Source organism: Oceanobacillus sp. CF4.6, assembly GCF_051262635.1.
Taxonomy (GTDB): domain Bacteria; phylum Bacillota; class Bacilli; order Bacillales; family Amphibacillaceae; genus Oceanobacillus.
The window spans coordinates 82,046-100,697 of record NZ_JBIMEX010000002.1; the positions used below are offsets into that span (position 1 = coordinate 82,046).

General features: G+C 38.8%; 16 protein-coding genes. 8 read left to right on the forward strand and 8 right to left on the reverse strand.

Going from position 1 to position 18,652, the window contains the following annotated elements; all coding sequences use genetic code 11:
• Positions 1-26: 26 nt before the first annotated feature.
• Both ACHABU_RS04030 and ACHABU_RS04035 read right to left on the reverse strand, forming a co-directional pair.
• A complete protein-coding gene (locus ACHABU_RS04030) occupies positions 27-1,202 on the reverse strand; it encodes an acetyl-CoA C-acetyltransferase (protein ID WP_435762520.1) in 1,176 nt (391 codons plus the stop codon).
• 19 nt (positions 1,203-1,221) lie between these two features.
• Positions 1,222-3,609 (reverse strand): 3-hydroxyacyl-CoA dehydrogenase NAD-binding domain-containing protein, encoded by a 2,388-nt coding sequence (locus tag ACHABU_RS04035; RefSeq protein WP_435762522.1) that lies wholly within the window; start codon positions 3,607-3,609, stop codon positions 1,222-1,224.
• Positions 3,610-3,915: 306 nt separating this feature from the next.
• Here ACHABU_RS04035 and ACHABU_RS04040 point away from each other — a divergent pair, with 306 nt between their 5' ends.
• From ACHABU_RS04040 to ACHABU_RS04075, 8 genes are all read left to right on the forward strand, one after another.
• Positions 3,916-4,950 carry a metal ABC transporter solute-binding protein, Zn/Mn family gene (locus ACHABU_RS04040; protein WP_435762524.1) on the forward strand — a complete coding sequence of 345 codons (1,035 nt, stop codon included), beginning with the start codon at positions 3,916-3,918 and terminating at the stop codon, positions 4,948-4,950.
• Between the two features lie 46 nt (positions 4,951-4,996).
• On the forward strand, positions 4,997-5,752 hold the full coding sequence (locus tag ACHABU_RS04045) for a metal ABC transporter ATP-binding protein (protein WP_435762526.1): 756 nt from the start codon (positions 4,997-4,999) through the stop codon (positions 5,750-5,752).
• Between the two features lie 16 nt (positions 5,753-5,768).
• Positions 5,769-6,620 carry a metal ABC transporter permease gene (locus tag ACHABU_RS04050; RefSeq protein ID WP_435762528.1) on the forward strand — a complete coding sequence of 284 codons (852 nt, stop codon included), beginning with the start codon at positions 5,769-5,771 and terminating at the stop codon, positions 6,618-6,620.
• Positions 6,617-7,030 (forward strand): Fur family transcriptional regulator, encoded by a 414-nt coding sequence (locus tag ACHABU_RS04055; protein WP_435762530.1) that lies wholly within the window; start codon positions 6,617-6,619, stop codon positions 7,028-7,030. Before ACHABU_RS04050 ends, ACHABU_RS04055 begins: the two co-directional genes overlap by 4 nt.
• A gap of 4 nt (positions 7,031-7,034) precedes the next feature.
• Positions 7,035-7,418: a fluoride efflux transporter FluC gene (locus tag ACHABU_RS04060; protein ID WP_435762532.1), complete on the forward strand. Its 384-nt coding sequence runs from the start codon at positions 7,035-7,037 to the stop codon at positions 7,416-7,418.
• Positions 7,415-7,759: a fluoride efflux transporter FluC gene (locus tag ACHABU_RS04065; RefSeq protein WP_435762534.1), complete on the forward strand. Its 345-nt coding sequence runs from the start codon at positions 7,415-7,417 to the stop codon at positions 7,757-7,759. Before ACHABU_RS04060 ends, ACHABU_RS04065 begins: the two co-directional genes overlap by 4 nt.
• Positions 7,760-7,831: 72 nt before the next feature.
• Positions 7,832-9,109 carry a L,D-transpeptidase family protein gene (locus ACHABU_RS04070; RefSeq protein ID WP_435762536.1) on the forward strand — a complete coding sequence of 426 codons (1,278 nt, stop codon included), beginning with the start codon at positions 7,832-7,834 and terminating at the stop codon, positions 9,107-9,109.
• A 67-nt stretch (positions 9,110-9,176) separates the two neighbouring features.
• Complete coding sequence (locus ACHABU_RS04075) at positions 9,177-9,593, forward strand: SH3 domain-containing protein (RefSeq protein WP_435762538.1); 417 nt, start codon at positions 9,177-9,179, stop codon at positions 9,591-9,593.
• A gap of 56 nt (positions 9,594-9,649) precedes the next feature.
• On the opposite strand, the gene ACHABU_RS04080 is transcribed toward ACHABU_RS04075, so the two are convergent.
• From ACHABU_RS04080 to aceB, 6 genes are all read right to left on the reverse strand, one after another.
• Positions 9,650-10,453 (reverse strand): VLRF1 family aeRF1-type release factor, encoded by an 804-nt coding sequence (locus ACHABU_RS04080; protein WP_435763670.1) that lies wholly within the window; start codon positions 10,451-10,453, stop codon positions 9,650-9,652.
• A gap of 244 nt (positions 10,454-10,697) precedes the next feature.
• Positions 10,698-11,993: a hemolysin family protein gene (locus ACHABU_RS04085; protein ID WP_435762540.1), complete on the reverse strand. Its 1,296-nt coding sequence runs from the start codon at positions 11,991-11,993 to the stop codon at positions 10,698-10,700.
• A 307-nt stretch (positions 11,994-12,300) separates the two neighbouring features.
• The gene (locus tag ACHABU_RS04090; protein WP_435762542.1) at positions 12,301-13,794 is read right to left on the reverse strand and encodes a BCCT family transporter; all 1,494 of its coding nucleotides are present in this window, start codon (positions 13,792-13,794) and stop codon (positions 12,301-12,303) included.
• 234 nt (positions 13,795-14,028) lie between these two features.
• Entirely contained in the window at positions 14,029-15,270 is a 1,242-nt protein-coding gene (locus ACHABU_RS04095; protein WP_435762544.1) for an NlpC/P60 family protein, read from the reverse strand.
• 252 nt (positions 15,271-15,522) lie between these two features.
• Complete coding sequence (aceA, locus tag ACHABU_RS04100; RefSeq protein WP_435762546.1) at positions 15,523-16,803, reverse strand: isocitrate lyase; 1,281 nt, start codon at positions 16,801-16,803, stop codon at positions 15,523-15,525.
• Positions 16,803-18,404: a malate synthase A gene (aceB, locus tag ACHABU_RS04105; protein ID WP_435762548.1), complete on the reverse strand. Its 1,602-nt coding sequence runs from the start codon at positions 18,402-18,404 to the stop codon at positions 16,803-16,805. Before aceB ends, aceA begins: the two co-directional genes overlap by 1 nt.
• Between the last annotated feature and the right edge of the window lie 248 nt (positions 18,405-18,652).

Consider the following 18,652-nt stretch of genomic DNA (forward strand, 5'->3'; position numbering starts at 1 on the left):
AATCCATCTTCAACATTCCGTTTACCTTACAGTAGTTCAAAAACCCCTGCTGCTCCCATACCTCCACCAATACACATTGTTACAACACCAAATTGTTCATTTCTACGCTTCATCTCATGCATAAGTGTCAATGTCAATTTCGTACCCGTGCATCCAAGTGGGTGACCAAGTGCAATTGCACCACCATTCACATTGACTTTATCCGTATCCAGATTGAGTGCCTGAATGACACGGAGAGACTGTGAGGCAAATGCTTCATTTAATTCAAACAAGCCGATATCGGATAGTTCCAGTCCAGCAATCTTTAACGCCTTTGGAATGGCTTCGACCGGACCTACACCCATAATTTCAGGCTCTACCCCTGCTACAGCAAAAGAACGAAATTTCAGTAATGGAGTAAGTCCTTCTGCTTCAGCCTTCTCCCGATCCATCAAGAGTACGGAAGCTGCTCCATCACTCATCTGAGAAGCATTTCCCGCCGTTACGGATCCTTTTATATGAAATGCAGGCCGTAATTTAGCAAGAATTTCGGTTGTCGTTCCCTGCCGAACTCCTTCATCCATTTCAAATTGGAAACTTTTTTCTTCAATCTTATTATCCTTACCTACCACACGCTCTGTGACTTCGACAGGAACAATTTCATCATTAAATTTACCGCTTTCAATTGCTTTTGCCGCGCGCTGGTGACTCTGTACTGCGAACGCATCCTGATCTGCACGGGAAATCTCAAAACGATTTGCTACTTCTTCTGCCGTATGCCCCATACCCATATAATAGCCAGGGGTATCCTGCACCAATCTCGGATTCGGCTTTATTACATGCCCTCCCATTGGTAGTAGACTCATAGATTCTGCCCCGCCTGCGATCATCGTGTCGCTTGCTCCGATCATAATACGTTCAGCAGCGTAGGCGATACTTTGTAAGCCAGAAGAACAGTAACGATTGATCGTTATTCCGGGGACGTCATACTTAAGTCCTGCTAAACCTGCGATATTTCGTGCCATGTTCATTCCCTGTTCTGCTTCCGGGGTAGCACATCCTATAATGACGTCATCAATACTTCCATCATAGCCTCCTGCACGTCTCAATGTTTCTTTAATGGTGAGCGCGGCTAAATCATCAGGTCTTGTATTTGAAAGGGACCCTTTACCTGCTTTTCCAACTGGTGTTCTTGCGCCTGCAACAATAACTGCTTCCTTCACATTTTCTCCCCCTTTTCGATTAATTACGTAATGCTTTTCCTTTTACGAGCATGTGCTGCATTCTCGCTTGTGTAAGTGGTTCTGCTATCAGACTCAGGAATGCTTCACGCTCCAAATCGAGCATGACCTGCTCATCGATCAACGTTCCCTCTTTCATTCTTCCACCTGATAATACATACGCTAATTTTTCAGCTATTTTCACATCATGGTCAGAAGCATAGCCTCCATACTGCAACGTTTTTGCTCCCATAACCATTGCCGCATATCCCGCTTCTCCAACGACAGGGATATTTTCACGTTTTGGTTTTTTATATCCTGCTTTAACTAACGCAAGCACACGCTCCTTTGCGTCATATAGAAGATGATCCGGGTTCGCACTAATCCTGTCGTTACTATCAAGATAACCATTTTCAATCGCTTCCGCAGCAGAAGTGGATACTTTAGCTGTAGCAACCTTCTCAAAAACGTTATTTCCAATCTTTGTTAAATCAAAATCTACGCCTTGCGGAAGATTTCGAAGTTCTTTTAAATAAAGTTCCTTCGTCCCTCCACCGCCAGGTATCAGTCCGACACCAAATTCAACCAAACCAATATACGTTTCTGGTGAAGCCTGAATTGCTGCTGCAGGTAAAGATACTTCTGCCCCGCCACCAAGTGTCATATTGAATGCTGCGGTTACTACCGGTTTCTCGGAGTATTTAATATTCATCGTCATATTCTGGAATTGCCTAATGACCATATCCAGCTCAAAATAATTATCGTCTTGGGCTTCCATCAGCATCATAGCGAGGTTGGCACCGACGCAGAAATTTTTGCCTTGATTCCCAATCACAAGTCCTTTATAATTTCTGTCGACTTCCTCAATCGCGTAGTTGACCATTTGGATAATATCGAGACCAATCGCATTACTAGGCGAATGAAATTCCAGTAATGCAACACCATCGCCCATATCTATTAAACTGGCACCAGAATTCTTCTTAATAATTCCTTTCACTTCTTTTACGTTCTTTATATTAATCTCTTTTTGATTAAATTCCTGTTGGTTATACCCCTCACGATCATAGTAATAAACGGATCCGTTCCCTGTTTTGTAGAATGATTCATTACCTTTTTCAAGCATTTTTAGCACCCAATCAGGTACTGTTTCTCCTTCCTCCTGCATCCGTTCGACAGACTTACGAAGTCCGATTGCATCCCATGTTTCAAATGGGCCAACTTCCCAGCCGAATCCCCATTTCATTGCCTGGTCGATGGAAACAATATCATCCGCAATCTCACCAAGCAGTTCAGCAGAATAGATTAATACTGGCTTCAGCACAGACCACACAAGGTCCCCAGCTTTATCACCTTTTGCAGATACAAGCGCTTTCAATTTGTTGCGTGGGCCTTTTTCCTGCTTTGCCATTTCGGTGGCAGTTGTCTTCAATTTTTTCCGATCTTCATATTCCAATGTTTCGGGATTTAATTCATAAATAACGTGGTCTTTTTTCACAAAAAATCCTTGACCACTTTTAGCACCTAGCCAGCCATTTTCAAGCATTTTCTTCATGAACTCCGGTACATCGAATACTTCTTTCTCAGCTCCTTGCACTTGGTCATAAACATTTTTAGCTACATGACTGAATGTATCGAGGCCGACGACGTCAAGCGTACGGAAGGTTGCACTTTTCGGCCTGCCAATGAGTGGACCTGTAACCGAATCGACTTCACCAACACTGAATGCCCCTTTTTGCATTTCTCTTACCGTAACAAGCAATCCGTATGTACCAATTCGGTTAGCGATGAAATTCGGTGTATCTTTCGCTTCGACTACACCTTTTCCGAGTACATCTTCTCCAAATTGCTTCATAAAGGAAAGTACTTCTGGATCCGTATGCTTTGTTGGTATTACTTCCAACAGTTTGAGGTAACGTGGTGGGTTGAAAAAATGTGTTCCGAGAAAATGTTTTTTCAAATCCTCTGAACAATCTTCTATCATAGCTTCTACAGAAATCCCTGATGTGTTGGAGCTGACAATTGTTCCTTCCGTTCGATACGTATCTATATTTGCAAAAACTTTCTTTTTCACTTCTAGATTTTCAACAACGACTTCTATAATCCAATCAACATTGGACAATTTTTCCATGTCATCTTCCATATTGCCTATCGATATTAAATCAAGACTTTTTTTAGTTGTAATTGGAGAAGGCTTTTGTTTTAATAAGTTCTTTTTACTGGCTGCAGTAATACGGTTGCGTACAACAGGATGTTCCATTGAGAGTCCCTTTTGCTCTTCTTCCTTTGTCAGTTCACGCGGTACGAGATCAAGCATCATTACTGGTATCCCCGAATTTGCTAAGTGAGCTGCAATACCAGAGCCCATAACACCAGATCCAAGTACTGCGGCACTTTTTATTGAATGCTTCATCATTTATCCCCCAATCAATTTTGAATGAATACTCATTCATTTTTGGATTAAAATAAAAGGACAGTTTCCTATCCGTCTATCTAATACTATAATCTAATTTCTGACATTTCGCAATAAATTTAATTCATTTATTTCTAAAGGTTTTCTTTTAATTAGGATCATTTCGTAATGGTGTTGCTTTATATCCCTCTTATTCTATTTGAATTATTTTTCATTCAATCGTAATCATTACTATTTACAAACCGTAATCATTACGTTATGATATTGAAAGTGAAATTCATAAGATGACGGAGGTACGATTGATCTATGAGAAACTTAAAAACTATAACATTGCTATTATCTTTACTAATAATCGTTGTTGGATGCTCTTCTGCTGATGAAGTAAATTCAAAGCAGGAAGACCATCTCGAAATCTATACATCTATTTATCCGATTCAATATGCTGTGGAAAGAATCGGTGGAGAGACCGTTTCAGCCAAAACTGTTTATCCTCCAGGTGTAGATGCACATACGTATGAGCCAACATCAAAAGACATGACTTCCATCGCAGACAGTTCTGCTTTCTTTTATATGGGTGCAGGAATGGAAGGATTTGCAGAAACTGCAGCAGATGCACTAGCATCTCAAGATGTTAGTCTAATAGAAATTGGTGTACATGATGAGCTTTTCCATTCAGAATTTGATGCTGAGCAGGATCACGAAGCAGAAGCGGATGAACACGGTCACGAATCCGGTGAAAGTGAACATGAACACGAACATGAAGCTGAAGTAGAAGATGAGCATGAAGAAAGTGAATCACATGACGGCCATAACCATGGTGATGATGATCCACATATTTGGATCGACCCATTACGAATGATCGAGATGGCGGAAATTATAAAAGAGGAACTGATTAAATTAAATCCCGATGAAGAAACTCTCTATAACGAAAATTTCTCTGCATTGGAAACAGAACTGGAATCATTGGATAAGCGTTTTACAGAGGTATTGAGTGCAAAGGACGATAAACATATCCTTGTCGCCCATGCTGCATACGGTTATTGGGAAGAAAAATATGGAATTGAACAAATTGCTATTAATGGATTGTCTTCAAGTAGTGAACCTTCACAGAAGGACCTCACCAATATTATTGATCAAGCGAAAGAATATGACCTAAACTATATTATTTTTGAACAAAACAGCTCTAACAGCGTTTCAGAAATTATCCAAGAGGAAATTGGTGCCGAATCACTAATTATTCATAACCTGTCCGTATTAACTGAGGAAGATGTCAATAATAAGGAAGATTATTTCTCTTTAATGAAGCAAAATTTAGAAGTCCTTGACAAAGTAACAAAATAAGATTTTTACACGACCAGCTATTTCCCAAAATAAAAGAGGTGTAATAATGACTGAACCAGTCGTTTCCATGAAAAATGTTAGTTACAGCTATGAAAACAAAAAAGTACTCGACAATATCAATTTTGAGGTACCCCAAGGCTCCTTCATGGGGTTAGTCGGTCCAAATGGTGGCGGAAAAACAACGTTAATCAAACTTATTCTCGGATTAATCAAACCGAATGAGGGCTCCGTCTATATCTTTAATGATCCTAAAGACCATCGAAAGGACAAAAACAAGATTGGCTTTGTTTCGCAAAAAGCCAACACATTTAATAAAGGCTTCCCCGCGACCGTATTTGAGGTTGTTTCATCCGGACTCACAGCAAAAATTGGCTATTTAAAATTCTTGAATAAAACACATAAAGCAAAGATATTAGAAGCCATTGACCAGGTTGGGATGCTAGAGTACGCTTATGAAAACATCGGCAACCTTTCCGGTGGGCAACAACAGCGAATCTTTATTGCACGTGCTCTAGTAAACGATCCGGAGCTGATTATATTAGATGAACCAACTGTCGGGGTTGATTATGAAAATGTTAAACGATTTTACGAGCTACTACATCAATTACACAAAGAGCAAAACAAGACATTGCTGCTTGTCACACATGACACTGGAACGATGACAGAATATGCAACTGACATCGTTTGTCTGAATAAAACCTTGCATTTCCATGGGAAGCCGGAAGAATATACTTCCCTTACTGAAAAGGACTTATCACAATTTTATGGACATCCCGTAAATATTGTCAGCCACAATCATTAACGTTGGAGGAACAATTATGCTAGCAGATTTTTTTCAATATGACTTTTTAAGATACACCTTTTTAACCGGATTGCTGATTGGCATCATTGCCCCTCTGCTAGGTACATTCATCGTTGTAAGGAGACTCTCCTTAATCGCTGATGCCCTCTCCCATGTAACGTTAGCCGGAATCGCTTTCGGATTGATGGCTGAAAAGAAATTTGGATTAATGGTTCCCCCCTTGTACAGTGGGATGCTGTTTTCAGTTATTGGGTCCGTATTGATTGAAAAACTCAGATCCGTTTATAAAGCTTATCAGGAACTTGCCATTCCAATTATCTTATCCGCAGGGGTTGGCTTAAGTGTTATTTTTATTTCTATTGCCGACGGTTTTAACACTGAATTATTTAACTATCTATTTGGCTCTGTCTCGGCTGTTAGCCAAAACGACTTTTTCATGATTCTTGGCATTTCTATTTTTGTCGTACTTGTTGTCGTTTTCTTTTATAAGGAACTTTTCACCCTGTCATTCGATGAAGAACATGCAACGATCTCAGGGCTGCATGCGAAACGAATTCATTTACTATTTATTGTTTTAACAGCACTTGTTATCGCTGCTTCGATCCGAATTGTCGGTGTACTGCTAGTATCTGCATTAATGACATTACCGGTAGCAGCGAGCATGCGACTTGCTAAAGGGTTTAAGCAAATGATGTTGTTGTCTATATTATTTGGAGAACTTTCCGTTATTTTAGGACTCATATCCGGGTATTATTTAAGTATACCTCCAGGTGGTACAATTGTAATGATATCCATCTTTATATTGCTATTGGCTATCGGAATAAAACGACTACAGTCGAAACCGAAAAAAGTGAGGGATTCAGCATGAACATAGATGAAGCAATTGACTTATTAAAGGATAAAGGCTATAAAACAACTGGAAAACGAAAAGATATCCTTGCCTACTTCGGAGAGGCTGACGGTTACCGTACAGCAAAAGATTTGATCAGCTATTTAGAAAAGACTTATGATGGAATCAGTTTTGACACGATCTATCGAAATCTCCATTTATATGATGAAGTGGGAATCCTTGAAGCTACTGAATTAAACGGCGAGAAACACTTTCGAATGAACTGCACCCACCACCATCATCATCATTTTATTTGCAATACGTGCGGTAAAACAAAAGAGATTGAAGTTTGCCCTATGGATGATGTACAACAGTCACTTGCCAATTATGCTATTGAGGGCCATAAATTTGAAATTTACGGATTATGCCCGTTGTGTAAAGGCGCATAACCATATGAAACTATATCTTACAATCGGTATCGGTGGAATGTTAGGTGCAAGTAGTCGGTACGGGGTTTCTTTACTCTCAGATACCAATGATGGATTCCCCTTTTCAACGTTACTAGTGAATTTAATGGGGTGTTTTATGTTAACTTACCTATTAAATCATACCATCATTAAACAAAGACTATCACCCCATCTATTTACTGCACTGACAACGGGGGTAATTGGCTCTTTTACTACGTTTTCAGCGCTTGCCGTTGAATTTGTACAATTGCTGGGCTCACATGTAGTTGCGGCTATCAGTTATGTGGTCATTACCTTCGTTGGTGGATTGGTATTCAGTTATCTTGGGTATCAATTATCTACCAATACCGGAAAGCAGGTTGCCAGATGAACTTTTTATTCGTAGCCCTTGGAGGTTTTATTGGGAGTATTGTCAGATACTCCATCTCTATCAAATTTAATAAACGACTGTTTGCTACATGGATCGCCAATGTTACGGGATCCATGTTTTTGGCATTCTTGTTTCATCTCTATATCAATGAGGCAATTTCAGATAACGTTTGGCTTCTATTTGGCGTCGGATTTTGCGGCGCTTACACCACTTTTTCAACATTTGGTAATGAGACGCTACAACTACTGATGCAACACAAATACATAGCAGCAATTTTCTATGTATTCTCTTCTTTCTCCGTATCGATTGGGTTTGTTTTTACAGTTTTCTACCTATTTTAATACTGTATCTCTCCAAATTTTGGTATATTTCATGTATAATTATCCGAGATATGTTCAAAAGGAGGAAAATAAATGAATAGGAAAAAAGGAATATTCTTTGGTTTCATTGCAATCATTTCTACCGTATTTATATTATTTATAATCATTATGCAAAATGGCTTTAACAGCAGCCCAACAGTGGCGCAAAAAGACTCTGAACAGATACATAGTAAAGAAGAAACAGACAAAGAAGTCGAAATCGAAGGTGAATCAGACCTAGAAACGGTTGATAAGAAGCAAGAAGAAGATAGTCCAACTCCAAGCAAAGACTCAAAAGTAGAAACCAAATCTACGGAAGAGACCGATCCTAAAGAAGAAGCTCAGGTTGAGGTTGATAAGAAGCAGGAGCCTGTTACTTACTCCAATCAATTTGTTCGTGTATCTTCCCTTAACGTTCGTCAAGGTCCTGGGGTAGACAGCGAGGTCATCGGTATCTTGAAGATCAATCAGGCAATTCAGGCATCCGATTCTGCAACTGAAGATGGCTGGGTCCAAATGAAAACCAATAACATTTCTGGCTATGTTAATACCAAATATTTAAGTGATCAAAAGGTTGCTGTCCAGAAGGTGGCTAAGGCTGCGTCTACGGAATCAGAGCAGAATAGTACCCAAAACGCAGATACGAATGCAAAAGAAACAAAGCAAGAAACGAGTGAAAAACAAGATGGAAAAGAAGAAGAAACACAGAAAACAGAAAATCCAGTCCCAAAACAAAATGATGCTGATAAGTTAAAAACGATAGATGGGAATAATCAACTGATTCTCGTTACTTCCGATGGATACGGAACAAGTTCAGCACGCGTGCAAACCTACGAGAGGACAGCAGAAGGAAATTGGAAGCAACTCCTTGACGTTTCCGGATTTGTTGGTAAAAATGGGTTTGCAGATAATAAGGTTGAAGGCGATGGGAAAACGCCAATCGGAAAATATACCATTGGACATGCATTTGGACGCGCAGGAAACCCTGGAACAAAATTATCGTACCGAGCAATTACTCCAGACGATGTATGGGTTGACGATTCTAATTCTAGTCTTTATAACAGTTGGCAGTCAAAAGCAGAGACAAGCGATCAATGGTCCAGCGCTGAAAATATGGATATTGCTTTATATACACACGGTTTTGTAATTAACTACAACACGGCACAAACACCTGGAAAAGGTAGCGCAATCTTCTTCCATATTGCAAATGGATATACTTTAGGTTGTGTTGGAGTGTCTGAGTCAAATGTCGTTTCCATTCTGAAATGGCTCGACCCTAAAAAGAATCCGGTTATCATTCAAACTCCTACCAGTGGTCTTGGTAACTACTAACCCGTGAAATATGCTCGTATTTCATGTATACTACTTTTACACATATATGTTTTAGGAGAAGTGAGAAATGGATAGGAAAAAAGGAATTGTCTTTGCAATATTACTCATATTAACTGCCGCTTTTATTCTTTTTGTGGCAATCATGCAGCATAACTTTATGAATCCCGAATTTGCAGATTCTGTAAATAATTCAGCTAACGTGGAGAACGATGTGCAAGAAATAGGTGACACAGAGACTTCCGGAGAAGAGACAGATCGTAAACAAATCGAAACAGAGGATGCAACAACTTATTCGAAGCGAATCGTAACTGTGGATTCTCTTCATGTACGTAGTGGGCCAGGTACAGATTTTGAAATTTCCGGGGTAGTAACACTTGACCAGGAAGTTGAAGTTGAAGATGATGGTAGTGAATGGGTAAAAATTACAACTGCCGACTTTACAGGATATGTAAACGAAAAATACCTAACTGATGCTGAAGAATGAAAAAAAGACAGTACCATCAATTATATTGTTGGTACTGTCTTTTTTTACGGTTCGATTTACCCTAATACTTCTTTCATAACTTTGGATTCTTCATGATCCAGCATATTTTTCTGGATGACTTCATTAACTGGTTTATTCATTTGTTTCTCAAGTTCTTTAGATGACGCTGCTTCCCCAACAACAAAAATCTTCTCCCATTTCTTGTCCTTTGCCTGTTTATCTAATTTTGGGGCAATGCTCTTATACCAGCGCTGTTGGTTAGCTTCATAGCGAGCTTCAAAGTTATCTTTTTGTAAATTGGTGGACCCCATACCAGTGGCGGAATTTCCCTTACGTGGACCTTGCATCACACGCCATGTCTCTTCTTCTACATCCAGTTCATAGGAAAGGGTATCTTCAAGTTGATTCAAGTAGGATTCAATAACTTTGATCTCATTTTGCTGTACTAGGATAATGCCTGTTTTCGGATACGTATCCTTAAGCTTTCTAAACTGATCCAACTCCGGTGTCTCCTGCCAATAAAATTCATTTTCAAGCCTCATTTGAACCATATCTGCATACCATACGACTTCATCGGCAGTCGCAAATACTATTATTCCCTTTAAATGCTGTTGTTCATTTTCCTTCATATATTTTTCAACATTTTTCTTCACGAGTTGAAAGTTTTTTAGTTCTTCTTTATCATTTGCTTCCTCTAAATATTTTTCAAAATTACGCATGCCATTTTTAAAGTGGATTTTCCATTCCCCACCCTGCTGATCTGGATCAGACGGGTCTGTATTTAAGTACATGGTGAACACTTTATTGCTTCCCTCTGCACGTACATTCTCTAACTCTTTCAGTTTTTCATTTATGTCCATACCCATTTTAAGTTACCTCCTAAAAGAAATTATACTAGTCCTTTATCCTATATTTAGAAGATTTAAACATAATCTATTACTCTATAAGCTTCTCATCGGAGTTCATCAAACGAATCCACTAACAGGTTAGTAAATTTCGCAGTTGCCTAAGCCGTTGGGCGAGCGCCTTCGTTACACTGGTGGGGATAAAAGTTTACCTACCTGAAAAAAAAGCATCCCTTTTATAGGAATGCTTTTTTAATTACTATACTTTTACAATTTTAATACGCTTAATCTGGTAACCATCTTTTTGATCGAGGATAAATTCATGTCCATCAAATTCCATCGTAGCACCTGCTTCGGCATCGAGATTGTTTGTAAAAAACCACCCGCCGATGGTGTCTACTTCATCATCCTCCAGATATGTGCCTAAGCGTTGATTGACTTCATCAAGATTTAACTTTCCCGAAACAAGAATGGTTTTTTCATCAATTTCTTCAATATCCGGAATTTCATCCTCATCAAATTCATCACGAATATCACCAACAATCTCCTCCAGGATGTCTTCAACCGTAACGAGACCTGCAGTTCCGCCATATTCATCATTAACAATTGCCATATGAATCCGATCTTTTTGCATTTTAAGCAAGAGCTGCTTAATTGGGGTTGCTTCCGATACGTGAATAATCGGTCGAATAAAGTTTTCTATGGTGTTTGGCTTTTCATCATCATACAGACCTGTAAATATTTCTTTTAAATTAACCAAACCTATAATATTATCTTTATCCTCATCAGCAACTGGATACCTCGTAAACTGACCATCACGAATGATTTCGATATTCGCTTCAAAGCTATCTTCTTTTGCAAGATAAACCATTTCAGTACGAGGAACCATTATTTCCCTTGCTACACGTTCATCAAAGTCAAAAATATTATTTACATACATCATTTCTGATTGATTGATTTCACCACTCTTATAACTATCTGCAAGAATTAAACGCAGTTCTTCTTCACTATGTGAGGCTTCATGCCCACTCATAGGTTGTAACCCCACAGAACGTGACAAGAGTCGTGCTGAACCGTTTAAGAACCAGATAAATGGGAAGAGCAGTCGGTAAAATAAGATAAGAGGGCGTGCTACAAACAGTGTAACTTGCTCCGCTTTTTGAATAGCTAATGTCTTCGGTGCAAGTTCTCCTACAACTACATGCAGGAACGTTGCAAATGCGAGTGAGATAGCTATCGAAAGCGTTGTAACAATTGCGTCACTGATATTAAATGCCCCGATAATCGGATGTAGCACTCTCTCAAATGCTGGTTCTGCTAAACGCCCAATTCCAAGAGCTGTGATTGTAATCCCAAGTTGACACGCTGATAAATATTCATCCAAATGGGTCACGACTTGTTTAGCATAAACCGCCGACTTCTTTCCATTTTCAATATGTGGTTCTAGTTGTGTACTCCGCACTTTTACAATTGCAAACTCCGCCATTACGAAGAAAGCTGTAAATGCGATCAGAACAGCAACTGCAAGTAAACTTAATATGGTATCTATGTCCAATTAATATCCTTGTGCCAACGACACAAGGATTTCACCTCCCGATTTTCTAAAAATTAAGTATTTTAAAGAGTCTCCGTCCGCTGGCGATTCAACAAATGAGGTAATAAAACACTTACTGAGTCATTGCTGAATCTGCTATATAGTTTTACCTTCCCACCTGAATCACCCACTTTCCTAATTTGATTATAATATATTTAAAAATCGGAGTCTATATTTAATGAAATTTTTCTAAAACTTACTTAACGGGGGGATTGTATATGAATAAAAAACAAGCAGCTAATAGATGAACGATTAGCTGCTTGTTGGGTTACTTCTTACCTTTGAAATCCTTCTTGATTAGCTTCATGAAAGATATCACCATTAACAGTAATATAATTGTGAATGGCAGGGCTGAGGTTAATGAAGCCGTCTGTAATGCCTCTAAACCACCAGCTATCAACAATACGACTGCAATCGCTGTGATCAAGAAGCCCCAGATCATCTTCGTAATTAACGCGGGATTCAGTGACCCCTTCGATGTCATACTTCCTAAAATATACGTAGCTGAGTCTGCTGAAGTAACCAAGAATGTAAATATCAATAAAATCGAGAGTAGCGATAATATATCCGTTAAAGGCAGGACACCAAATGTTTCGAACAACGCTACGGTAACATCTTCATTTACCGCTTCTGCTATTTGTGTTCCATTAAATAAATCGCTATGTAATGCTGTACCGCCAAAGGTTGCGATCCATAAACAAGCAATTGCTGGTGGAACAATCAGAACACCAAAGACGAATTGCCGAATTGTTCTACCTCTAGAAACACGAGCAACAAATGCACCTACAAATGGAGACCATGCAATTGCCCATGCCCAGTAGAAAATCGTCCATTCCTGTACCCAAGTACCACCCTCATATGGGGTTAGTCGTAAACTGTACTGAATGAAATTCGTTATGTAATCACCAGTTGCAAGTACAAGCGTTTCTAATATAAACACTGTAGGCCCAGCGATAAATACAAAGACTAAGAGGAGAAGAGCCAATCCCAAATTTATATTACTCAACCATTTAATCCCTTTATTTAAGCCGGTGCTGGAAGAAATCAGGTAGGCAACAAGCATCACCGCTGCAATTGCAATTTGAACCCACACTGAATTAGGTACATCAGCTACTGCATTCAGACCACCATTTAACTGTAAAATACCGAGTCCAAGTGAAGTTGCTACACCCATTACAGTTGCAATGACTGCTAACGAATCTACCGTATTGGCTACTATCTTGTTTTTTCCAACTACAGGTTCAATTGCAATGGAGATTAATCCTTTTTCATTCTTTCTAAACTGCAAATAAGCAATAATTAATCCTACAATGGCAAAGACCGACCATTGACTTATACCCCAATGGAAAAATGAATATCCCATTGCCTCACGTGCAGCTTCGGGAGTTTGTGCTTGCAAATGATCAAATGGAGTGGCGAAATAATGACTCATCGGTTCTGCTACTCCCCAAAAAACGATGGAAATCCCAAATCCTGCAGAAAAAAGCATTCCTATCCAAGTGAAAAATGGGAATTCGGGTCGTGATTCTGGTGGACCAAGGCGAACTTTTCCGTATTTACTAATCGAGATTCCAATTAGAAATAACGTAATAATGAATACAGCTATTAGGTAAAACCAACCAAAGTTAGTCGTCGCAAAATCGAATAAACTCCCTGCAACATTACCGAATGTTTTTGGCGCCACTGCACCAATTATTACTAGTATCAAAACAATAATTGCTGAAACGAAAAATACTGGGTTAAAATATGCTCTTTTTTTCATAACAATTCCTCTCGTATGTACACAGTTTATTATGTTGCTTTGTTGCTTTAATTATGTATAGATTGTTTAACTGATTAACTATTACCTTAATTGTATAATAGTAAACCTTTTTTTAAAAATGATTTGTATTTCCAGTTCTTTTTTTCTTATAATTTGCATTTAACACACTTCTATTCTCATGAATCTTTCCAAACAAAAAAACCACCCGATTAGAGTGGATTTACTATTCATCTATTATTTCACACTACGTACATGACCAGAGAAATGATCTGCCCAATACCCACTGGACATATCTGCTACAGCAAGACCGGTTGAATTTTGTGCACCGATAAATTTACCGCCGCCAAGATAAATACCAACATGTCCATTTGTTTTATATGTGTTGAAAAATACAATGTCACCTGGTTGCATATTGCTTGCTGAAACTTTAGTACCTGTTCCTGCCAATCCAGAAGTACTTGATGGGATGGAAATGCCTGCCTGTGCAAATGCCCACGATACAAATCCTGAACAATCAAATCCGCTTGGAGTTTTACCACCCCATACATAAGGAGTTCCTAAGTAGGAGAAGCCGGCATTCATTGCTGTGCTGATACTACCGGATCCTGTGTTCGTACGGGTGCTAGTTTCCTTACTTAACGTTGTAAGATCACTGGAGTCATCTGTATTCACCGATGCACTTGCAACAGCTACATCTGGTGCAGGTTCAAGAGCAGCTCTCAAACTCGCATCAATATCTTTCTCCAAGGACGCAAACCTGGCATCTTCTATTTGCAGTTCCTCTTGCATTGCCAATAATTCCGTTTCTTTATTTTTCAGTTCTTCTTTTTTGCTTTCATTCTCAGCTTTTTGATCTTTGATTAGTGCAACAATACCATTTATTTCAAGTTCTGTATCTTTTAATTCATCTAGTTTGGCAAGAACAGCAGTCTGTTTTTCTTCTACTGCATTTTTATCTTCTTCCTGCCTTTTCATTAACGCAGTGTCTGATTCTGTTATTTTATTTACCGCTGAAACACGGCTAATAAACTCATTGAAGCTCTTTGAGCCAAAAATCACTTCTAAATAACTGATTTCTCCACCACTTTGCTGGTAGGACACAGCACGTTCCTTAAGAATATCATAACGCTTTTCTATTATTTCTTCCAAAGCCACTATTTCTTCCTCAAGCTGTACTACTTCATCTTCTTTTTCTGAAATATGTACTTTCGTATCATTCAATTGTTTTTGGTTTTGTTCTAAAGCATTCGTTACTTTATCGATTTCTTTATTTAAATCCTCTAGATCGATTAGCACATCTGCAATCTGACTTTCAGCTTCTGATAAATTTGATTTTATTGCTTCTCGTTGTTCCTCAATCTCAGTTTGTTTATTTTCTAATTTCTGAACGGATTCCGCCTGGGTAGTTACAGTGAATAAAGTACTACCTAAACCAACCACAGCTACAGTAGTTAATGTCATTAATGTCTTTTTCAACTTTCATTTCCCCGCTTCCATTAGCACAACGCAAAGCTCTCTATGTATGTAGGTAATATTTGTATTTGCAGTTATGTAAATAGTTTAATAGTTTTATATTTCTTCTAGGCAATATGCATTATAGCATTATAAAATGTCACACGTATTATGAAAATGTTACAGTTATATTTCAAATATGACATTAAATCTCTTTTCTCATCAAAAAAATGTCTATCCATTCGTCATGGATAGACACTTTTCGGTATTTATGTCTTATCTTGTAAACTGCTCTTCTTCCGTAGATCCTTTGAGGGCAGTTGTTGAAGAAGCCCCCCCGGAAATTGCCTGTGCTACTTCATCAAAATATCCTGTTCCCACTTCTCGTTGATGACGTGTTGCACTATAACCATATTGTTCACTGTCAAATTCAGCCTGCTGCAGTTCAGAATATGCTGCCATTCCTTCATCTTTGTATTTACGTGCTAGTTCAAACATACTGTGGTTGAGTGCATGGAAACCAGCCAATGTTACAAATTGGAATTTATAGCCCATCTTACCTAGTACTTTTTGGAAATTAGCAATCTCTTCTTCTTTCAGTTTACGTTTCCAGTTAAATGATGGTGAACAATTATAGGCAAGTAATTTATTCGGATATTGCTCATGAATGGCATCTGCAAACTTTTGTGCCTCTTCCATATTTGGTTCAGATGTTTCACACCAGATTAAATCGCAATAAGGAGCATATGCCAAGCCTCTTGCAATTGCCTGATCGATTCCAGGCTTTGTTTTATAAAATCCTTCAGACGTACGCTCTCCTGTTAGGAATGGTTCATCATATGGATCGACATCATTTGTAATCATATCCGCTGCATTTGCGTCCGTTCTGGCAATAATTATTGTTGGCGTACCCATTACATCTGCAGCAAAACGTGCTGCTATTAAATTTTTAATCGCATTTTGCGTAGGAAGTAGTACTTTTCCACCAAGATGACCACATTTTTTCTCCGATGAAAGCTGATCCTCAAAATGTACTGCTGATGCTCCCGATTCAATCATAGACTTCATTAGTTCAAAAACATTTAGCTGTCCACCGAATCCAGCTTCTGCATCTGCGATAATCGGTGCAAACCAATCAATTTCTTCATTGCCTTCTGAGTAATGGACCTGGTCAGCACGCTGCAGCGCCTGATTAATCCGTTTTACCACATTTGGCACACTGTTAACGGGATACAAGCTTTGGTCAGGATACATCTGTCCTGCCGTGTTAGCGTCTGCAGCTACTTGCCAACCACTTAAGTAAATTGCTTTTAGTCCCGCTTTCACTTGTTGAACTGCCTGATTTCCAGTTAATGCTCCTAATGCATTCACATAACTTTCCGTATTTATTAAATTCCACAGCTTTTTAGATCCTCTTTCAGCAAGTGTATGTTCTATGTCAATCGACCCACGTAAACGGATTACTTCCTCAGCACTGTATGGACGTTCCACTCCTATCCAGCGTAAATCCTTTTCCCACTCATTCTTTAACTGTTCTACACGATTTTCAGTTGACATTATTTATTTCCCCCTTTAATTAATTGGCCGTAAGCCGGTAGTGTTAAAAATTCAGTAAAGTGATCCTGTTTAATAAGGTCTTCAAAAAGTATTGCTGCCTCTCTGTAATGACCTTCTTCATAAAAATCTGCCCCTACTTGGGTTTTAATCTTCTTTAATTCTTCTTCCATTATTGTTTCCACAAGCTCCATCGTTACGTCTCTATGATCTGAAAGTACCCCTTTTGGATGTCTAATCCATTGCCATACTTGTGCTCTTGAAATCTCAGCTGTAGCCGCGTCCTCCATCAAATTATTTATTGGCACCGCACCTCTGCCGGAAAGCCATGCAGCAGTATACTGAATACCTACATTAATGTTTGTTCGCAGCCCTTCTTCTGTAATATTCCCTGCTGGCACTTCTACAAGGTCTTCGGCAGTTACTTCAACATCTTCACGCTTATTGGAAATTTGATTAGGTTCAGGCATCCCTTTATCGAAAATATCTTTTACAATCTGTACCATTCCAGGATGTGCTACCCATGTTCCATCATGGCCATTATTCACTTCCCTTTCCTTATCTGCACGTACTTTATCAAACGCCGCTTTATTGGCTGCCTCGTCATTTTTTACAGGAATTTGCGCAGCCATCCCCCCTATAGCCGGAGCATTTCGTTTATGACACGTCTTGATTGCCAGCAACGAGTACGAACTCATAAACGGTACAGACATCGTTACCTTAGATCTGTCAGGCAAAATGACATCTGTATCATTCTGGAATTTTTTAATAAAGCTAAAGATATAATCCCATCTACCACAGTTAAGCCCGGCTGAATGCTCACGTAATTCGTATAATATTTCATCCATTTCAAATGCCGCTGTTATTGTCTCAATCAATACAGTTGCTTTAATCGTACCCTGCGGAATTCCAAGTTCGTTTTGGGAAAAAATAAAGACGTCATTCCATAATCTTGCTTCCAGATGATTTTCCAGCTTCGGTAGATAGAAATATGGACCTGAGCCTCTTGCAATAAGTTCTTTCGCATTATGATAAAAATAAAGACCAAAATCTACGAAACTTGCACTAATTGATTTTCCATTAATCTGGATATGCTTTTCTATCAGATGCCAACCGCGTGGGCGGACAATTAAAACAGCAGGTTGATCCTTTAGAGCATATTTTTTCCCATTGGATGCTTTGAAGTCTATTTTTCTTCTAATTGCATCCTGCAAATTTTGCTGACCATCCATGACATTTTCCCATGTTGGCGATGTTGCATCTTCAAAATCAGCCATAAATGTCTTTGCTCCAGAATTCAGAGCATTAATAATCATCTTTCGGTCAACAGGTCCAGTAATTTCCACTCTGCGGTCCTGCAAATCTTTCGGAATCCGATCAATCGTCCAATTCCCTTCTCTAACATGCTTGGTTTCCTCCAGAAAATTTAGTTGTTTGCCATCATTTAGTTTCTGTTGAATTTGTTTTCTGATTTCAAGCAATTTTCTGCGACGTTCATCAAAATTACGATGAAGTTTCTCCAAGAACTCCAATGCTTCAGGGGTAAGAAGGTCTTCATACTTTTTTTCACTTTCGATCTTTACTGTTTCACTTTTCAAAAACATCGGGAAACCACTTCCAATCTGTTATATTATAATCTAATTTAAATAACTTTGTTGTATAACAATGAATCTAAAAAAATTTAATCATCCTTTTTAGATAAACAGTAATCACATTCCAGTGTATAGCTCTTGGAGTCTACTTCTTTACCACATTCCGGACAAGATACATCTTCATATCTTTTCATATTATTTCCTCCTCCCTTTTATATAACAGTTGTTATATTATTTCTTCTGTTACAAAACAGTTTATG

Excerpts from the sequence above, each read along its gene's own strand:
- ACHABU_RS04035 (WP_435762522.1), bottom strand. The coding sequence starts at position 3,609 with ATGAAGCATTCAATAAAAAGTGCCGCAGTACTTGGATCTGGTGTTATG.
- ACHABU_RS04040 (WP_435762524.1), top strand. The coding sequence starts at position 3,916 with ATGAGAAACTTAAAAACTATAACATTGCTATTATCTTTACTAATAATC.
- ACHABU_RS04045 (WP_435762526.1), top strand. The coding sequence starts at position 4,997 with ATGACTGAACCAGTCGTTTCCATGAAAAATGTTAGTTACAGCTATGAA.
- ACHABU_RS04050 (WP_435762528.1), top strand. The coding sequence starts at position 5,769 with ATGCTAGCAGATTTTTTTCAATATGACTTTTTAAGATACACCTTTTTA.
- ACHABU_RS04055 (WP_435762530.1), top strand. The coding sequence starts at position 6,617 with ATGAACATAGATGAAGCAATTGACTTATTAAAGGATAAAGGCTATAAA.
- ACHABU_RS04060 (WP_435762532.1), top strand. The coding sequence starts at position 7,035 with ATGAAACTATATCTTACAATCGGTATCGGTGGAATGTTAGGTGCAAGT.
- ACHABU_RS04065 (WP_435762534.1), top strand. The coding sequence starts at position 7,415 with ATGAACTTTTTATTCGTAGCCCTTGGAGGTTTTATTGGGAGTATTGTC.
- ACHABU_RS04070 (WP_435762536.1), top strand. The coding sequence starts at position 7,832 with ATGAATAGGAAAAAAGGAATATTCTTTGGTTTCATTGCAATCATTTCT.
- ACHABU_RS04075 (WP_435762538.1), top strand. The coding sequence starts at position 9,177 with ATGGATAGGAAAAAAGGAATTGTCTTTGCAATATTACTCATATTAACT.
- ACHABU_RS04080 (WP_435763670.1), bottom strand. The coding sequence starts at position 10,453 with ATGGACATAAATGAAAAACTGAAAGAGTTAGAGAATGTACGTGCAGAG.
- ACHABU_RS04090 (WP_435762542.1), bottom strand. The coding sequence starts at position 13,794 with ATGAAAAAAAGAGCATATTTTAACCCAGTATTTTTCGTTTCAGCAATT.
- aceA (WP_435762546.1), bottom strand. The coding sequence starts at position 16,803 with ATGTCAACTGAAAATCGTGTAGAACAGTTAAAGAATGAGTGGGAAAAG.
- aceB (WP_435762548.1), bottom strand. The coding sequence starts at position 18,404 with ATGTTTTTGAAAAGTGAAACAGTAAAGATCGAAAGTGAAAAAAAGTAT.